Raw genomic sequence first — 16,161 nt, 5'->3', positions numbered from 1 at the left:
AAAAGGGCACAGGATGGTGGTCCTGTGCCCTCACTTTGATACCTATATTGTTTCACGTGGAACAGTCAGGTGTTCCCGCTACCACCTCAGCCAGGCATCGTAGCCCGTTTTCAGGATCAGCAAGCACACTACGATCAGGAACAGTTGCCGGACAAAACCACTGCCATGTTTCATTGCCAGCCGCGAACCGATGAAGGCACCGGCTATCTGGCAGACCGCCATCATCAGACCTAACTGCCAGATCAGATGGCCGCTGTAACCGAACCAGATCAGGGCGGCAAAGTTGCAGGCCACATTGACCACCTTGGCCACGGCCGACGCGCCAAGGAAATCGAAGCCGAAGATGCGTACGAACAGGAACACCAGAAAGCTGCCAGTACCGGGACCGAAGAAGCCATCGTAAAAGCCGATGCCGGAACCGACCAGCAGCGCCAGCGTCTGTTCCTTCGTCCCGCTGTGCACGGGTGCATGGACCGAACCGAAATCCTTGCGGGCGAAGGTATAGGCCGCGACGGCAACCAGCACGATGGGCAGCAGCAGGCGCATGAACTCGGCCGACACCTGCGTCACCGTGTAGGCGCCGAGGAAGGCAAACACCAGCGCTGCGATCGCGGCCGGTGCCGCCACCGACCACGCGATCGCTACCCGCCGTGCATAGCTGACCGCCGCGACGCTGGTACCGAAAATACTGGCCAGCTTGTTGGTCCCGATCAGCGTGGCCGGCGCCATATTGGGGAACACCGAAAACATGGTGGGCAACTGTATTAGCCCGCCGCCACCCACCACTGCATCCACCAGACCGGCACTGAATGCCGCCACGCCCAACAACAGATAATCAACCATAAGAACCTTCAGCTATCCTGCACTACCCCGTCTGGGCGAAGGCTACATTGTACGGAAGAAATTTCACCGCGTTCATGCCGATCACGCATACATGGAGTAAGCTAGAACGGTCTGCCAAAACTCAGCTAAACGAGGAAATCCCATGCCCGAATTCCCCCCGTTTGCCTTCAGCACCGTCGCCCACATCGTTGCCGAACCGGGTGCTGCAGCCAACCTAGGTGCCCATCTACGCCAGCACTTCCCACACGCCCGCCGTGCCCTGTTCATCACGGATGCCGGCTTTCTCCGTACCGGTCTGGTACAAGCGCCCGTGGCCAGCGTCAAGGCAGCAGGTCTGGCCTGCGAGATCTATTCGGAAGTGATCGCCGACCCGCCGGAGCAGACCATCCTCGATGCGCTGGAAGTGGCGCGGGTGGCTGGCAGCGATATCATCATCGGCATAGGCGGCGGCAGTTCCATGGATGTGGCCAAGCTGATCGCCGTGCTGGCCAATAGCGATCAGGCACTCAGTGCCATCTACGGCATAGGCAATGTGGCCGGCCACCGGCTACCGCTGGTGCAGATTCCCACCACGGCCGGCACGGGTTCGGAAGTCACCAACATCGCCATCGTAACGACGGGTGCTACCACAAAAATGGGCATCGTCGCGCCGCAACTCTATGCCGATCTTGCATTGCTCGATGCCGAGCTGACGCTGGGCCTGCCACCCGCCGTGACGGCGGCGACAGGCATCGATGCCATGGTGCACGCCATCGAGGCCTACACCACACGCCATAAAAAAAATCCGCTGTCGGACATGCTGGCGAAACAGGCGCTTAGCCTGCTGTCAGCCAATCTGCTGCATGTCTGCGAACACGGGCGAGATCTGGTGGCCCGTCAGGCCATGCTGCTGGGTGCCATGCTGGCGGGGCAGGCCTTCTCGAATGCACCGGTGGCCGCTGTCCATGCGCTAGCCTATCCCATAGGCGGCAACTTCCATGTGCCGCACGGCCTGTCCAATTCACTCGTGCTACCCCATGTGCTGCGCTTCAATATGCCGGTCGCCATGCCGCTATATGCCGAACTGGCCGAGGTGGTGGTGCCACAGGCCAGCGGCAGTACGGAAGCGCTGGCTGAAGCGCTGGTGGTTGCAATGGAGCAACTAGCGGCTTCTGCCGGCATCGAACGGCGGCTACAGCAGGTAGGCATAACGGAACAGGATCTGGACAAACTGGCCGACGACGCCATGCTGCAGACCAGGCTGCTGGGAAATAATCTGCGCCATGTCGGACATGCCGATGCGCGTGCCATCTACGCCGCAGCACTGTGAGCCTGCACCCAGGCCTGCCGGCAACTGCACGCTAGCTCAATCCGGCACCGTCACGGTATTGCCGCTGACGATGATGGCGTCCATCAGCGGCGGCGCCGTGGCCAGCGCCGGTACATTCAGCAACGTAACGGGCGTCGTGTTATCGCTACGTACCAGCGTGCGCACTACCTGCGAAGGCGGCAGTGCCCGCGCCGGATTACGCAGATGAGCCAGCATGGCATCGAGCGCACGGAACAGATACACGTGCAGCGGCACGATATTGGCAGGCAGCGCATTGCTAAAGGAATCGAAGTGGTTGGCATTGAGTACTTCGACATAGCGTAGCTGGCTGCTCGCCCCTTCCACCGACGCGTTCAACCCCAGATAGGCGCGCGAAGCAAAGTTCACGGGGATCAGCGTATCGCTGCGCCCATGCACGATGATGGCCGGCTTGCCATGCAGGTTGCCGCTCGCCTGCACCTCGGCCATGCCGGCCTTGACCCGTGCGCTCTGTGCGGCCAGTGCAGGGCTGAGCGCCGCACCGCTGACAGGGTCTACCCCCGTCGCCAGTGCGCGCAGACACAGAAAACCATCAAGCGACTGGTCGGCCAGATTGCTGCTGGCCGAAACACCGAACTGATAGGCCCGGGCACCGCCTACAGCATCCTCGTAGACCACATTGCCGACGATGCCGTTCTGGCTGGCGAAACTGCTGGCGCGCTGGGCGGCTGTCAGGGCGGCCGGAATCCCGCTGGCATCGGTCGCCGCGAAGGAAAATCCGCACAGCTTGTCCGTCACGGAAAACTTGCCATAAGCATAAGCGTAAGTGACAGCCACCAGCACATTGGTGCCCGCGTGGGCCGATTGCAGGGGATCGGAATCAGCTAGCCAGCCATAGGCTTTCAGACGTGCTCTGGCATCGGCCTGCTGCGCCGCCAGATCGGCACCGGCCAGCAAGCCTTTCGCTACCAGCGCCGTACACCGTCCGGGCGCCGCCGGCAAGGCGGCTATGCAGGGCTGATACAGCGCCGCATAAGTGGAATAATCAAACAGCGCCTTGCCATAACCGCTCACGGCAGCAGTGCCCTGCCGCACCGTGTAAGTGCCGCTGCTAGCTGGCTGCACTTGCGGCTCGCTGACCGCCACGCCGCTGATCAAGCCCTTGCTATCCTGTTCGGCCGCCCGCAAGGCTGCTCCGCCGCCATTGGATATGCTGGAGGCTATCGTGATGGTGTTGTTCGGAGAAAAGCGCTGCAGGTGGTGCTGGCCATCGCGCGCCAGCATGCCGTACTTTTCGTTGAGCACATAGAAAGCAAATTCCACTGCCTGCAGCGTCATCCTGCCCCAGTCCTTTTCCGGATTCTGCTGCGAGTGAGCATGCTTGAACGCTATGCGCGCAGGGAAAGCCGCAGCGTAGGCAGCACGCCCCGCATCATCGAGCGCCGGTGCAAAACTGGCGGCCTTGCCTGCCGACAGGCGTGTCGCCCGCACCCCGTTCTGCAGGTTCACGCTATCGTCATCGAAGGTGTACAGCCCCGTGCCGCTGCCCTTGTCGCTGTATGCCACGGCACAGCGATTCTTCAGCCCCCACTCGCCTGCGCTGCCGATGGCACCATACACGCCACGCGAACCGCTGGAGGTAGCCGTCACGATGCAGGGCTGGGCCGGATCGAAACTGGCAGGCACTTGCACCATCAGCGTGACGTTCTGCTGGCCACTGCCGTCATCGGCGTAGGCCAGATACTCCGTTCCGGCCACCAGCCCCTGGCCGCTGCCTGCTATCCCGGCCGCATCCACATTCGGGCCGTACAGCGTGCCATAGCCGCTATTGGCGGCGATATCGAGCACGGCACGGTAATTGGCATAGATGGCGTTACGACGCAGCTCAGAGGCCGTAGGACGCGCCGGATCGGCATAGGCAGGGGTAGGCCCTGCCAGCCCACTGGCGCCCAGCCCGGCGGTCAGCAAATCGTCGCTCAGGCCATCGTAGCTGGTGGTGGTGATCGTGCCGAGAAAAGCGGGCGCCAGATTCAGCGTTTCAGGCTCGTCATCATGAAGATGATATGAACCGCAGCCAGCCAGCGCACAGCCGGCCAGCGCCAGCCCCAGTATCCTGATCGACATATCTACCCCGGCAGAAAAAAGGTGGAATGCCAATGTACGCCGGACGAAAAAAAAGCGCCGGACTGTTCGTCCGGCGCCTGTGCTGCATCAAGCCTGAAGCCTTATGCAGCTTTCCTATGCAGCTTTCTTGTTATTGCCATTCGGCAGGCGGGCGATGATTTCGCCCACTATGCCGCGGCGGAACAGCAGCACGCAGGCAATGAAGATCAGGCCCGTCACCATGCTGACCGCTTCACCGAGCGTGTTAAACCATTCGATGCCGCTGCGGCTGGCCAGCGCGATGCCCAGATCGCCCAGCTTGTTTTCCAGCGCGATGATGATGATGGCGCCTAGCACAGGACCGGCCAGCGTGCCCATGCCCCCTACCAGCGTCATCAGAATCACCAGACCCGACATACTCCAGTGCACATCGGTCAGCGTTTCAAAACCCTGCACCAGCATATTCGACGCACCGGCCAGCCCGGCCAGCGCAGCGGACAGCACAAACGCCAGCAGCTTGTAGCGGTCCACGTCATAGCCCAGCGAAATGGCACGCGGCTCGTTTTCCTTGATGGCTTTCAGCACCTGCCCGAACGGCGAATGGATGGTGCGCACGATCAGCATAAACGCGAGTATGCACACGGCCAGCACGAAGAAGTACAGCGCCACATCGTTGCCCAGATCGATAGAGCCGAACAGCTTGCCACGTGGTACGCCCTGCAGCCCATCTTCGCCGCCCGTGAACTCACCGGCGCGCAGTGCACCGAAGTACACCATCTGCGCCAGCGCCAGCGTGATCATGGAGAAGTAGATGCCCTGCCGGCGGATTGCCAGCGCGCCCATCACCAGACCGATCAGCGCGCCAGCGGCGACACCGGCCAGCAAGCCCAGCTCGACGGGCCAGCCCCAGACTTTCATGGCATTGCCCGCCACATAGCCGGCGGCGCCGAAGAAGGCCGCGTGACCAAACGACAGCAAGCCCGTATAGCCGATCAGCAGATTGAAGGCGCAGGCAAACAGCGAGAAGCACAGCAGCTTGGCCAGAAACACGGGATAGCCGATAAACGGCGCCAGCAGCGCCACCAGTAGTGCGAGGGTATAAGCAATTTTCTTATGCATAGTCGGCCTCTTATTTTTCTTTACCGAACAGGCCGGCAGGACGGATCAGCAGCACGATCACCATCACCAGAAATACCACGGTCGAAGAAAACTCGGGATAGAACACTTTGGTCAGGCCTTCGATCACGCCCAGCCCCAGCCCCGTCAGGATGGAGCCGATAATCGAGCCCATGCCGCCGATCACCACCACGGCGAACACCACGATAATCAGGTTCTGCCCCATCAACGGCTGCACCTGGATCACGGGCGCGGCCAGCACGCCGGCGAAACCGGCCAGTGCCACGCCAAAGCCATAGGTCAGGGTGACCATCAGCGGCACATTGATGCCGAACGCTTCCACCAGCTTGGGGTTTTCCGTACCGGCGCGCAGATAGGCGCCCAGCTTGGTTTTTTCGATCACAAACCAGGTACCGAGACAGACGGCCAGCGACGCCAGCACCACCCAGGCGCGGTAATTCGGCAGCATCATGAAGCCGAGGTCGGTCGCTCCCGCCAGTGCTTCCGGCACTTCGAAACGCTGGCCCGAAACGCCGTAGAACGAGCGGAATACGCCTTCCAGCAGCAAGGTAATGCCGAAGGTCAGCAGCAGGCCATACAGGTGGTCAAGCTTGTACAGCCAGCGCAGCATGGTCTTTTCGATGACGACGCCGAACACGCCCACGATCAGCGGTGCCAGCACCAGCATCACCCAGTAATTGAGGCCGAAATACGCCATGCCCATCCACGCCAGAAACGCGCCCATCATGTACAGCGCGCCGTGGGAAAAGTTAATCACGTTCAGCAGGCCGAAAATCACGGCCAGACCGAGCGACAGCATTGCGTAGAACGAGCCATTGACGAGCCCCAGTAGTAACTGGCTCAGCATCGCAGGCAAAGGAACGCCGAAGATTTCCATGAGATCACAATATAAAGATCGCCCGCCCGGACGGGCAGGCGTGAAGCAGGGAAACGGCCGGAGACGCTCCGGCCTGTGCACAACTCAGCTTATTTCCACAGTGAGCATTTGGTTTCCGCCTTGGTGGCGTAAGCCTGATCACCCGGTATGGTGGCCACCACTTTGTAGTAGTCCCATGGGTACTTCGATTCCGACTGCTTCTTCACTTCCATCAGATACATATCGTGCACCATGCGGCCGTCCGGACGGATCACGCCGTTCTTGGCGAACATGTCGTTGATCTTGTTGGCTTTCAGGTAGGCCATGACTTTTTCCGTATCATCCGTGCCGACAGCTTTCACGGCTTTCAGGTAGTTGCTGGCGGCCGAGTAGTCGGCAGCCTGCAGCATCGAAGGCTCTTTCTTCATCTTCTCGAAATAGCGTTTCGACCAGGCGCGGGTTTCGGCATTCGCATCCCAGTACCAGCCGTCAGTCAGATACATGCCCTGGGTCATGTTCAGGCCCAGCGAGTGGATATCGTTGATGAAGATCAGCAGACCGGCCAGCTTCATTTTCTTGGTGATGCCGAATTCGTTGGCGGCCTTGATGGAGTTGATGGCATCGCCACCGGCATTGGCCAGCCCCAGTATCTGCGCGCCCGAGGACTGGGCCTGCAGCAGGAAGGACGAGAAGTCGGAAGCCGACAGCGGGTGCTTGACGGCGCCCAGCACTTTACCGCCCGAGGACTTGACCACCTCCGAAGTATCTTTTTCCAGCGACGCACCGAAGGCATAGTCAGCCGTCAGGAAATACCAGTTCTTGCCGCCCTGCTTCACAATCGCACCGCCCGTACCGCGTGCCAGCGCGATGGTGTCGTAGGCGTAGTGGATGGTGTAAGGCGTGCATTCCTCATTGGTCAGACGGGCCGAACCGGCACCGATGGAAATGAAGACTTTTTTCTTCTCGGCGGCCACTTTGGCCATGGCCAGATTGGCGCCCGAGTTGGTGCCACCAACCAGCATGTCCACGCCCTGCTGGTCGAACCATTCGCGTGCTTTGGAGGCGGCAATATCAGCCTTGTTCTGGTGGTCGGCGGAAATGAACTCGACTTTTTTACCGGCAATGACGACACCTGCATCGGCTATCGCCATCTTGATGGCTTCGGCGCCACCGGCACCGTCGATATCGGCATACAGACCGGACATGTCGGTAATCAGACCGATCTTGATGGTGTCGCCCGATACCTGGGCCTGCGCGGCAAAGGACAGGCCGAAAGTGCAGGCAGCAGTCGCTGCAAGGGTGATGGCTTTGAGTTTCATGGTGTCTCCGTCTCTAAAAAAGGTGTGCTTGCTTATTGTTTTACACAGACCAGAACCTGCTTCACTTACTTAATTTGCTAAATTGACCTAGACGCCCAGTAGCTCGGTCAGTACCGGCATCTTCGCGCTCAATTCCGATGCAACAAAAGTCTCGACTATCTGACCGTGTTCCATCACGTAGAACCGGTCCGCCAGCGGTGCGGCAAACCGGAAATTCTGTTCCACCATGACGATGGTGTAGCCCTTGGCTTTGAGGGTGGTAATCATGCGCGCCAGCCCTTGTACGATGACGGGTGCCAGCCCTTCCGAAATCTCGTCGAGCAGCAGCAAGCGTGCGCCCGTACGCAGGATGCGCGCCACCGCCAGCATCTGCTGTTCGCCACCGGACAGCCGGGTGCCCTGGCTATGTTTGCGCTCGGCCAGATTGGGAAACATGGCGTAGATCTCGTCCACCGACATGCCTTTTTCGCCCGTCGCCAGTTGCGGCGGTAGCAGCAGGTTTTCTTCCGTCGACAGCGAGGAAAAGATGCCCCGTTCCTCGGGGCAGTAGCCCACGCCCAGATGGGCGATCTTGTGGGTAGGCAGGCCCAGCGCCTCTACACCGTTGATCTTGATGGAACCCGTGCGGGCCCCCGTCAGACCCATGATGGCGCGCAGCGTGGTGGTACGGCCGGCGCCATTGCGGCCCAGCAGCGTAACCACTTCACCGGGCTGCACCACCAGATTCACATCGTGCAGAATATGCGATTCGCCATACCAGGTATGAAGCTTGGAAATTTCCAGTGCGGCCGTCATCAGTGCGCTCCTTCCAGCACTGTGGCTTCCGTGCCCATATAGGCTTCCATCACCTGCGCATTGCTTGAGACTTCCGCGTAACTGCCTTCGGCCAGCATGGCGCCCCGCTGCAACACTGAAATTTTGTCGCAGATACCGGACACCACTTTCATATTGTGTTCCACCATCAAAATGGTGCGCCCGGCCGACACCTTCTTGATCAGCTCCGTCACGCGGTGCACATCTTCGTGGCCCATGCCCTGGGTCGGTTCATCGAGCAGCATCAGTTCCGGTTCCATCGCCAGGGTGGTGGCAATTTCGAGTGCACGCTTGCGGCCGTAGGGCATATCCACCGTAATGGTGTCGGCGAACTCGCTCAGATCTACATCGGCCAGCAACTGCATGGCACGGTCGTTGAGCGCATTCAGGGAACGTTCGCTCTGCCAGAAATTGAAACTGTTGCCGAGCTGGCGCTGCAGGCCGATGCGGACATTCTGCAACACCGTCAGGTGGGGGAAAACGGCTGAAATCTGGAAAGAACGGATCACGCCCATGCGGGCGATCTGGGCCGGTTTGGCGGCCGTGATGTCCTTGCCGTTGAAAAGTATCTGGCCCGAAGTGGGTACCAGAAACTTAGTCAGCAGATTGAAGCACGTGGTTTTACCGGCCCCGTTGGGGCCGATCAGCGCGTGGATGTGGCCGCGCTGTACTTTCAGGTTTACATCATTGACCGCAGTGAATCCTTTGAATTCCTTGGTCAGATGCTTGGTCTCCAGAATAAAGCCAGACATCCTGTCTCCTAGTAATTTTTTCTCAAACTACTTATTTTTTTCGATCATACACAGTAACAAATTGGCTAACAATACAGTATAACTACGGTTAACTTTTGATCTAACCCTAGCGTACGCAACGATTCATTTCCGTCCCGAAATGATCAACTCTGCTGCTTTCTCGGCAATCATCACGGTAGGAGAATTGGTATTGCCCGAGGTAATAAAGGGCATGATGGAGGCATCGGCCACCCGCAAATTCTGTACCCCGATTACACGCAAGCTGCTATCGACTACCGCCATCGGGTCATCGCGCCGTCCCATTTTGCAGGTGCCCACCGGATGGAAAATGGTCGTGCCGATGTTACCGGCGGCGTGGGCTAGCTCCTGTTCCGTCTGGTATGCCACCCCGGGTTTGTATTCTTCCGGCGTGTACTGCTGCATGGCGGGTGCGGCCACGATGCGGCGCGTCAGTGCCAGTGCATCGGCCGCCACTTTGCGGTCTTCCGGCGTGCTCAGATACATGGGCGCGATTTTCGGTGCGGCATAGCTATCGGCGCTGGCGATACGCACATGGCCGCGGGCCGTCGGGCGCAGATTGCACACGCTGGCCGTAAAGGCAGGGAAAGCGTGCAGCGGATCGCCGAACTTTTCCAGCGACAAGGGCTGCACGTGGTATTGCAGATTCGGCGTAGCCTGGCCGAGATCGGAACGGGCAAACGCGCCTAGCTGGGAAGGCGCCATCGACATCGGCCCGCTCTGGAACAGCGCATATTCGAGGCCGATGCGGAACTTGCCCCACGCTGTCGCCGCCATGGTGTTGAGCGTGCGGGCCTTGCCACCGAGTTTGAATATCATGCGCAGCTGCAGATGGTCCTGCAGATTTTCGCCGACCCCCGGTAAATCGAGCTGCGGCTTGATCTCCAGCTGACGCAGCATGGCCGCCGCACCGATGCCGGAACACTGGAGTATCTGCGGCGAACCGATGGCGCCGGCCGCCAGCACGGTTTCCTGCGCCGCCTGAGCACTGTAGCGGCTGCCACTCGAGGTAAAGATCACACCGCGGCACACCGCTCCCCTCGCCTCATTTTCTATCTGCAGCCGTTCCACGTGACACCCGGTCATGATGGTCAGATTCGGCCGCTGCATGGCCGGTTTGAGGAAAGCCTTGGCAGTATTCCAGCGTATGCCGCGTCGCTGATTAACCTCGAAATAGCCGCAACCGGCATTGTCGCCGCGATTGAAATCATCAACCTTGGCAATGCCCGTCTGCTCCGCCGCGTCACGGAAAGCATCGAGCACCTGCCACGACAAACGTTGTTTTTCCACTCGCCACAAGCCACCGGCACCGTGCAGTTCGGACGCGCCACCGTGGTAATCCTCGCTCTTCTTGAACAGTTCCAGCACGGACGACCAGCGCCAGCTAGCGTCATCGGCCAGCTCGGCCCAACGCTCATAATCTTCGCGCTGGCCACGCATGTAGATCATGCCGTTGATGGAAGAGCAGCCGCCCAGTACTTTACCGCGCGGATACAGCAAGCTGCGTCCGTTCAGGCCGGCATCAGCTTCCGTACGGTAGCGCCAGTCTGTGCGAGGATTGTCGATACAGTGCAGATAACCGACGGGAATATGAATCCACAGATAATCGTCCTTGCCACCCGCTTCCAGCAACAGCACGCGCTTGCTACTGTCAGCGCTCAGCCGGTTGGCCAGCACACAGCCGGCAGAACCGGCACCGATGATGATGTAATCGTACGTACCTGCAGAATCCAAAGCGTCTCCTTCCAGCATCGTATTTTTTGTATTCCCGTCAGGCGGCAGCGATCTCCGCCAGTAAAGCGCTGATTAATTGTGCAGCGGGCAGGCTACGGATGCGGGCTACCCCAGTGCCGCACCAGAGCGACATCCATTCCGTCTCGCCCCGTCGGGCCGCCTCGGCACGGATCGCGCCCGTCAGCGCATTCTGGATAGGGTAAGGCGGCACCTGCTGTTCATGCGGCGCCATCACCTGCATGAATCGGTTGTCCAGACCGCGCGCATAGCGGCCGGAAAAACTGCGGGTCAAACGGGTAGGATGATCACCTGCATCAAGCAGGCGCTGCTTGTAAATCGCCGGTATGGCCGATTCGCTACAGGCCAGAAACGCCGTACCCATCTGCACCGCCTGGGCGCCGGCCCGCAAGGCCCGCTTAATGTCGGCGCCCGTCATAAAGCCGCCGGCAGCAATCACAGGAATGTTGAGTGCAGCTACCACCTCAGGCAACAACTGGTCTATGCCCTGCCGGGCATCCTCTTGCCGGCCGATGAAAGTGCCGCGATGGCCGCCCGCTTCGATGCCGGAAGCGATCACCGCATCGGCGCCGCGTTCCTGCCAGGCCAGAGCCTCAGCCACATGGGTAATAGTACCTACTACCAATATGCCGGCATCATGCAGCCTTCTGATCTGTTCTTCGCTCAAAATCCCGAAAGTAAAGCTGGCGACAGCAGGCCGCAAAGCCAGCAGAGTTTCGAACTGGGCAGCGAAATCTTCACACCATTTGGCCGGCGCAGGCAGTTCCGTCCAGCCCAGCGCCGACCAGACCGGCCGTAAATATTCAATACCCTGCGCCACCTGCGCTGGATCAGGTTGCGGTGTTTCCAGCACAAAAAAATTCAGACAGAACGGCCTATCCGTCAGTGCACGGATCTGTTCTGTCTGAATACGGATAGCGTCGGGACTCAGTAATGAACAGGCCAGACTGCCCAATGCCCCCGCATTCGACACAGCGGCCACCTGAGCAGGCGTATTACAGCCGCCCGCAGTAGGGCCTTGCACTATGGGATGGGGAAAAACTGTTGCGAGCTTCATCAGATTTCTCACTTTTTAGGCGAAATCTTCTGTGGATAAGTGTTTGGATATCCACAGGCACCGAATGTGAGTAAACAAAACTATTGGGAATAGGCTTTTTCTTATCCCAAAACAGTTCTCTGCTCATACACGGCTTGCTCGCCTGCTTATGCAGCTCGTAAACAGCTGATTTTAATCCGAAATGAAGACTTATCCACAGAATAGTGTCTACGTTAACAACTACTACTATTTTTTATGTATACATCTTTAAAGTAAACCATAACCGCAAAAGCCGCAGGCGACACTACCCAAAAGCGAAAAAATTCCATGACTACGAAATAGGAATTCGGTATAAATAGCGTTAGCCTCATTTCGTAAAGCAACAAAGCCTTTGCCGGAGATGACTTGCCTGAATTGCGCAACAATCAACGGTCGTCCGGCTATTTGAAATTCCGGCGACGCTTGCTGACTGGCCTTTTTTTGATGGCAATACTGGCTATCGCCGTCGTCATTTCCCAATTCCGCACCAGCTACAATGAACGCGAACACGCCGTTCGCAGCCAGACCGAACACTACGCCAAAGCGATGGAAGCCCATGTGCTGTATTCCATCCAGTCGGTCGACCTCTCTTTGCTCAGTTTTTCCAGTGCCATCAAGGTACTGACGCGCCAGCAAAGTCGTTCGAGCGCCACCATGTCGGAATTACTGTCTTCCCATAACGCCAATTTCAGAGGTGACTACACCATTATTTTTCTGGATAACCACGGCAACAGCATCGCTTCATCCGATGGCAGCAAACTGGCGCACATGCAATACCAGGACAAGGACTTTTTCAAAGTCCATCTTGATAGCAATATGCGCGGTCGCCTTTACATTGGTGAACCGATACTGACGCCAGTCAAGAAAATCCCCATGCTGTTCCTTAGCCGGCGAGTGGAAAACGACAAAGGAGAGTTTCTGGGTGTGATAGTCGCTCCCGTGAATATCGAACGCTTTGTGACGGTGTTTGAAAATTCGCGTTTTGATACGGACATCGTGATCGCCCTGATCCACGGCCAAGGCAAAATCATCGTACGCGTACCCAATTTCATCTCGTCCTTCGGACGCAACCTGTCGCCTAGCCGATTGTTCGAATCTTTGCAGCGCAGCAGTACGGGAACCTATCGCGATGTCAGTACCATTGATGGCTTGCAGCGGGTCTATAGTTATCGGGCACTGGACGATATGCCGCTGATTATCGTAGTGGGAAGTAATGACGCGGAAGCTAACCGCATACTGCAACAGAACTATCTGATCGCCGGTGCCGGATTGACGGTTCTTTTGCTGCTGATGATAGGCGCCGGACATTTTTCTCTGCGTACCTACCGCCGGCAGGAAGAACGCGAACAGCGCTACCGCGCACTGTATGTTGCCAGCAGCGAAATGGAGAAAAAACTTCGTGCCAACGAAGAATCCATGCGCCTGGCTGCCCTGCTATTTCAGAACAGCAGCGAAGCCATGATGGTGACGGATGTGGAAGGCAAGATTCTGACAGTAAATCCGGCCTTTTCTCTGTTGTACGGTTATCTGGAAAAAGACCTGATCGACCATCGCGGCTATGAACTGGCTGCTGGCCAGCAAGAACAGAGCGTGTTCGATCGCATGTATGAATCCATACTCGAGCATGGCGAATGGGAAGGCGAAATCTGGCAACAGCATAAGGATGGCGATACTTTCCTTGTTTCCATGCGGGTCAACACTGTGTTTGATGAAGTGGGTAATCCCATCCGGCATGTGGCGTTGTTGAGAGATATCACCAAGAAAAAGGCGTCGGAAGAACTGATCTGGCGCCAGGCCAATTTCGATGCGCTGACTAGCCTGTCGAACCGGCGTATGTTTCATGAGCATTTGCGCCAGGAAATGAAGAAAACCGAGCGCTCGAAATTACCGATGGCGCTGGTATTCCTCGATGTGGACCATTTCAAACAGGTCAATGACACGCTGGGCCACGATCAGGGCGATCTGCTGCTCAAAAAAGTCGCACAGCGTCTGACTGCCTGTGTACGTGGCACCGATATCGTTTCCCGGCTGGGCGGCGATGAATTCACCATTATCCTCAGCGAGTTGCGCAACGCCAGCGATGTAGCGCGGATTGCCCAGGAAATTCTGCGCCAGATGAGCACGCCGTTTGAACTGGATGAACAGACGGCCCATGTTTCCAGCAGCATAGGCATCACGCTTTATCCCGAAGATGGCAAGGATGCTGAAACTTTAATCAAAAATGCCGATCAGGCAATGTATATCGCCAAACAGGAAGGCCGTAACCGCTTCCACTATTTCGCGCCCTATATGCAGGAAGCTACGCAGGTCAGGATGGAACTGATCAGTGAATTGCGCGCAACAGTGGCACGCAACGAACTGCGCCTATTGTTCCAGCCTATCGTCGATCTGCAAACGGGAAAAATCTGCAAAGCGGAAGCGCTGGTGCGTTGGGAACATCCGGAACGGGGCCTGCTCAATCCGGCAGAATTCATCAGCATTGCCGAAAGTAGCGGCATGATCGTCGAAATCGGCGACTGGGTTTTCCAGCAGACGGCCCGCGAGCTGCAGCGCCTGCGCCAGTCAGGCCATGAAAATTTCCAGATCGGCGTCAATAAATCAGCCTGGCAATTCCGTGAAAACGGCAGCAACTACCAGAGCTGGCTGGAGCTCTTGCGTGAACTGGAGGTTCCAGCGGAAAACATCATCATCGAAGTGACGGAAAACCTGCTGCTCGATAGCACCTATCAGGTAGCCCAGCGGCTGGTCGCATTCCAGCAAGCCCATATGCAGATTTCTCTCGATGATTTTGGTACTGGCTATTGCTCGGTAGCCTTCCTTAAACGTTTCAACGTCGATTACATCAAACTGGACCGGACACTGATCACGGATATTAGCCCTGAGCGGTCCGGCCATGCATTGTGGGAAGCCATTATCGTGATGGCGCACAAGCTCGATATCAAAGTCATCGCGGAAGGCATAGAAACACCGGAACAACTGGCGATGTTGCAGCAGGCAGGTTGCGATCTGGGTCAGGGATATCTGTTTTCCCGCCCCATTTCAGGCGCTGAACTGGAAGAAAAGCTAAAAGACGGCTAGGCGTCTGTGAATAACTCGCTGAATATCCACAGGACGAGTTGTGAGTAAGGACAAAGTTTTCCAAACGGCCGCATTTTATACAGAATTGCTCCTGAAATGGTACAGCGCTTATGCAGATCCTTATCTTTCGCGTAAACAAATGATTTGTAAACGTATACAAGACTTATCCACAGCTACTTATACGTTTACTACTACTACTATTTTTATATAAAACTTTTGTAAACTACTAAACCGCGAAAACGCGAACTATGCGTGAAATCTGGAGCCCTGCTTGCTATCTGAATAGCCACTGACGCATAAGAAACGCCTTAAAATGCACCGTTTTAAGCACTCGTCTGTGGAAAAATCGTGATTCATCCACAGACCTCAGGGAAAAAAGTATGCGTTTAGGCATCATCAGTGCGTTGGCGGAAGAACAGCATGGCTTGATAGAAGCCATGGAGAGCTCCTACAAGCGTTTTCACGGCATGCGCGAGTACACAGCCGGAAAACTGTGGGAAATCGACGCTGTGTGCGTTTTATCGCGTATAGGCAAGGTTGCTGCGGCCATGACAGCTGCCATCCTTGTGGAAAAGTTCGAAGTTACCCACATCATCTTTACCGGGGTGGCCGGTAGCGGGGATAAAAACGTCCATGTGGGCGATATCGTCGTGGCGGAAGATCTGATCCAGCATGACTTCGATGCCAGCCCATTGTTTCCCCGTTTTGAAATCCCTCTGACCGGACTGACCCGGTTTGCCAGCGACCGCGCCCTGACGGAGCGATTAGCCGCTGCAGCGGAGAAAACCGGACGGGTGCATCGCGGCCTGATTGCCAGTGGTGATCAATTTATCGGCAAACGTCAGCAGATCGTCGCCTTGAAAGAGGCTATACCCGATATTCTGGCAGTGGAAATGGAAGGCGCCGCTGTGGCCCAGGTATGTTTCGAGCTGGGTATCCCGTTTGCCGTGATCCGCACCATATCCGATAACGCCAATGATGATGCAGCCGTCGATTTCATGCGTTTTGTAAAAACCGTCGCTTCGCGCTACGCCTACGACATCATCGAAAACTTCTGCAAAGCGAAAGCTTAAAAAAAAGGCCGGAATTTCTTCCGGCCTTAAGACAGCAACAGGTAATCGGTATAT

General features: G+C 57.3%; 12 protein-coding genes. 3 read left to right on the top strand and 9 right to left on the bottom strand.

Going from position 1 to position 16,161, the window contains the following annotated elements; translation table 11 throughout:
• Positions 1-78 precede the first annotated feature (78 nt).
• Complete coding sequence (locus GTP23_RS14475) at positions 79-843, bottom strand: sulfite exporter TauE/SafE family protein (RefSeq protein WP_161035824.1); 765 nt, start codon at positions 841-843, stop codon at positions 79-81.
• 142 nt (positions 844-985) lie between these two features.
• Here GTP23_RS14475 and GTP23_RS14470 point away from each other — a divergent pair, with 142 nt between their 5' ends.
• Positions 986-2,152, top strand: coding sequence for an iron-containing alcohol dehydrogenase (locus GTP23_RS14470; protein ID WP_161035823.1), 1,167 nt, complete (start codon positions 986-988; stop codon positions 2,150-2,152).
• A gap of 36 nt (positions 2,153-2,188) precedes the next feature.
• On the opposite strand, the gene GTP23_RS14465 is transcribed toward GTP23_RS14470, so the two are convergent.
• The 8 genes from GTP23_RS14465 to GTP23_RS14430 form a co-directional block, all read right to left on the bottom strand.
• Positions 2,189-4,255: a 3-hydroxybutyrate oligomer hydrolase family protein gene (locus GTP23_RS14465; RefSeq protein WP_161035822.1), complete on the bottom strand. Its 2,067-nt coding sequence runs from the start codon at positions 4,253-4,255 to the stop codon at positions 2,189-2,191.
• A 114-nt stretch (positions 4,256-4,369) separates the two neighbouring features.
• On the bottom strand, positions 4,370-5,353 hold the full coding sequence (locus GTP23_RS14460) for a branched-chain amino acid ABC transporter permease (protein WP_161035821.1): 984 nt from the start codon (positions 5,351-5,353) through the stop codon (positions 4,370-4,372).
• Positions 5,354-5,363: 10 nt separating this feature from the next.
• Entirely contained in the window at positions 5,364-6,248 is an 885-nt protein-coding gene (locus GTP23_RS14455; RefSeq protein WP_161035820.1) for a branched-chain amino acid ABC transporter permease, read from the bottom strand.
• Between the two features lie 89 nt (positions 6,249-6,337).
• Positions 6,338-7,546: an ABC transporter substrate-binding protein gene (locus tag GTP23_RS14450; RefSeq protein ID WP_161035819.1), complete on the bottom strand. Its 1,209-nt coding sequence runs from the start codon at positions 7,544-7,546 to the stop codon at positions 6,338-6,340.
• Positions 7,547-7,633: 87 nt separating this feature from the next.
• Positions 7,634-8,341, bottom strand: coding sequence for an ABC transporter ATP-binding protein (locus tag GTP23_RS14445; protein ID WP_155435601.1), 708 nt, complete (start codon positions 8,339-8,341; stop codon positions 7,634-7,636).
• Entirely contained in the window at positions 8,341-9,111 is a 771-nt protein-coding gene (locus GTP23_RS14440; RefSeq protein ID WP_155435602.1) for an ABC transporter ATP-binding protein, read from the bottom strand. The genes GTP23_RS14445 and GTP23_RS14440 overlap by 1 nt, the downstream gene beginning before the upstream one ends.
• A 123-nt stretch (positions 9,112-9,234) precedes the next feature.
• Entirely contained in the window at positions 9,235-10,863 is a 1,629-nt protein-coding gene (locus GTP23_RS14435; RefSeq protein WP_161035818.1) for a GMC family oxidoreductase, read from the bottom strand.
• Positions 10,864-10,900: 37 nt separating this feature from the next.
• Positions 10,901-11,938, bottom strand: a complete 1,038-nt coding sequence (locus tag GTP23_RS14430) for an NAD(P)H-dependent flavin oxidoreductase (RefSeq protein ID WP_161035817.1) — start codon at positions 11,936-11,938, stop codon at positions 10,901-10,903.
• Between the two features lie 462 nt (positions 11,939-12,400).
• On the opposite strand from GTP23_RS14430, the gene GTP23_RS14425 reads away from it, so the two are divergent.
• Both GTP23_RS14425 and GTP23_RS14420 read left to right on the top strand, forming a co-directional pair.
• Entirely contained in the window at positions 12,401-15,034 is a 2,634-nt protein-coding gene (locus GTP23_RS14425; protein WP_161035816.1) for a bifunctional diguanylate cyclase/phosphodiesterase, read from the top strand.
• Between the two features lie 380 nt (positions 15,035-15,414).
• A complete protein-coding gene (locus tag GTP23_RS14420) occupies positions 15,415-16,107 on the top strand; it encodes a 5'-methylthioadenosine/adenosylhomocysteine nucleosidase (protein ID WP_161035815.1) in 693 nt (230 codons plus the stop codon).
• Positions 16,108-16,161 lie beyond the last annotated feature (54 nt).

It is taken from the genome of Duganella fentianensis, from assembly GCF_009857835.1.
GTDB classification, from domain to species: domain Bacteria; phylum Pseudomonadota; class Gammaproteobacteria; order Burkholderiales; family Burkholderiaceae_D; genus Rugamonas; species Rugamonas fentianensis.
Note: the sequence above shows the minus strand (reverse complement) of the source record. Positions and strands in the feature narration are given on the sequence as shown.

Coding starts and splice junctions, on each gene's coding strand:
- GTP23_RS14425 (WP_161035816.1), top strand. CDS start 12,401: ATGGCAATACTGGCTATCGCCGTCGTCATTTCCCAATTCCGCACCAGC.
- GTP23_RS14460 (WP_161035821.1), bottom strand. CDS start 5,353: ATGCATAAGAAAATTGCTTATACCCTCGCACTACTGGTGGCGCTGCTG.
- GTP23_RS14465 (WP_161035822.1), bottom strand. CDS start 4,255: ATGTCGATCAGGATACTGGGGCTGGCGCTGGCCGGCTGTGCGCTGGCT.
- GTP23_RS14430 (WP_161035817.1), bottom strand. CDS start 11,938: ATGAAGCTCGCAACAGTTTTTCCCCATCCCATAGTGCAAGGCCCTACT.
- GTP23_RS14440 (WP_155435602.1), bottom strand. CDS start 9,111: ATGTCTGGCTTTATTCTGGAGACCAAGCATCTGACCAAGGAATTCAAA.
- GTP23_RS14420 (WP_161035815.1), top strand. CDS start 15,415: ATGCGTTTAGGCATCATCAGTGCGTTGGCGGAAGAACAGCATGGCTTG.
- GTP23_RS14455 (WP_161035820.1), bottom strand. CDS start 6,248: ATGGAAATCTTCGGCGTTCCTTTGCCTGCGATGCTGAGCCAGTTACTA.
- GTP23_RS14450 (WP_161035819.1), bottom strand. CDS start 7,546: ATGAAACTCAAAGCCATCACCCTTGCAGCGACTGCTGCCTGCACTTTC.
- GTP23_RS14445 (WP_155435601.1), bottom strand. CDS start 8,341: ATGACGGCCGCACTGGAAATTTCCAAGCTTCATACCTGGTATGGCGAA.
- GTP23_RS14475 (WP_161035824.1), bottom strand. CDS start 843: ATGGTTGATTATCTGTTGTTGGGCGTGGCGGCATTCAGTGCCGGTCTG.
- GTP23_RS14470 (WP_161035823.1), top strand. CDS start 986: ATGCCCGAATTCCCCCCGTTTGCCTTCAGCACCGTCGCCCACATCGTT.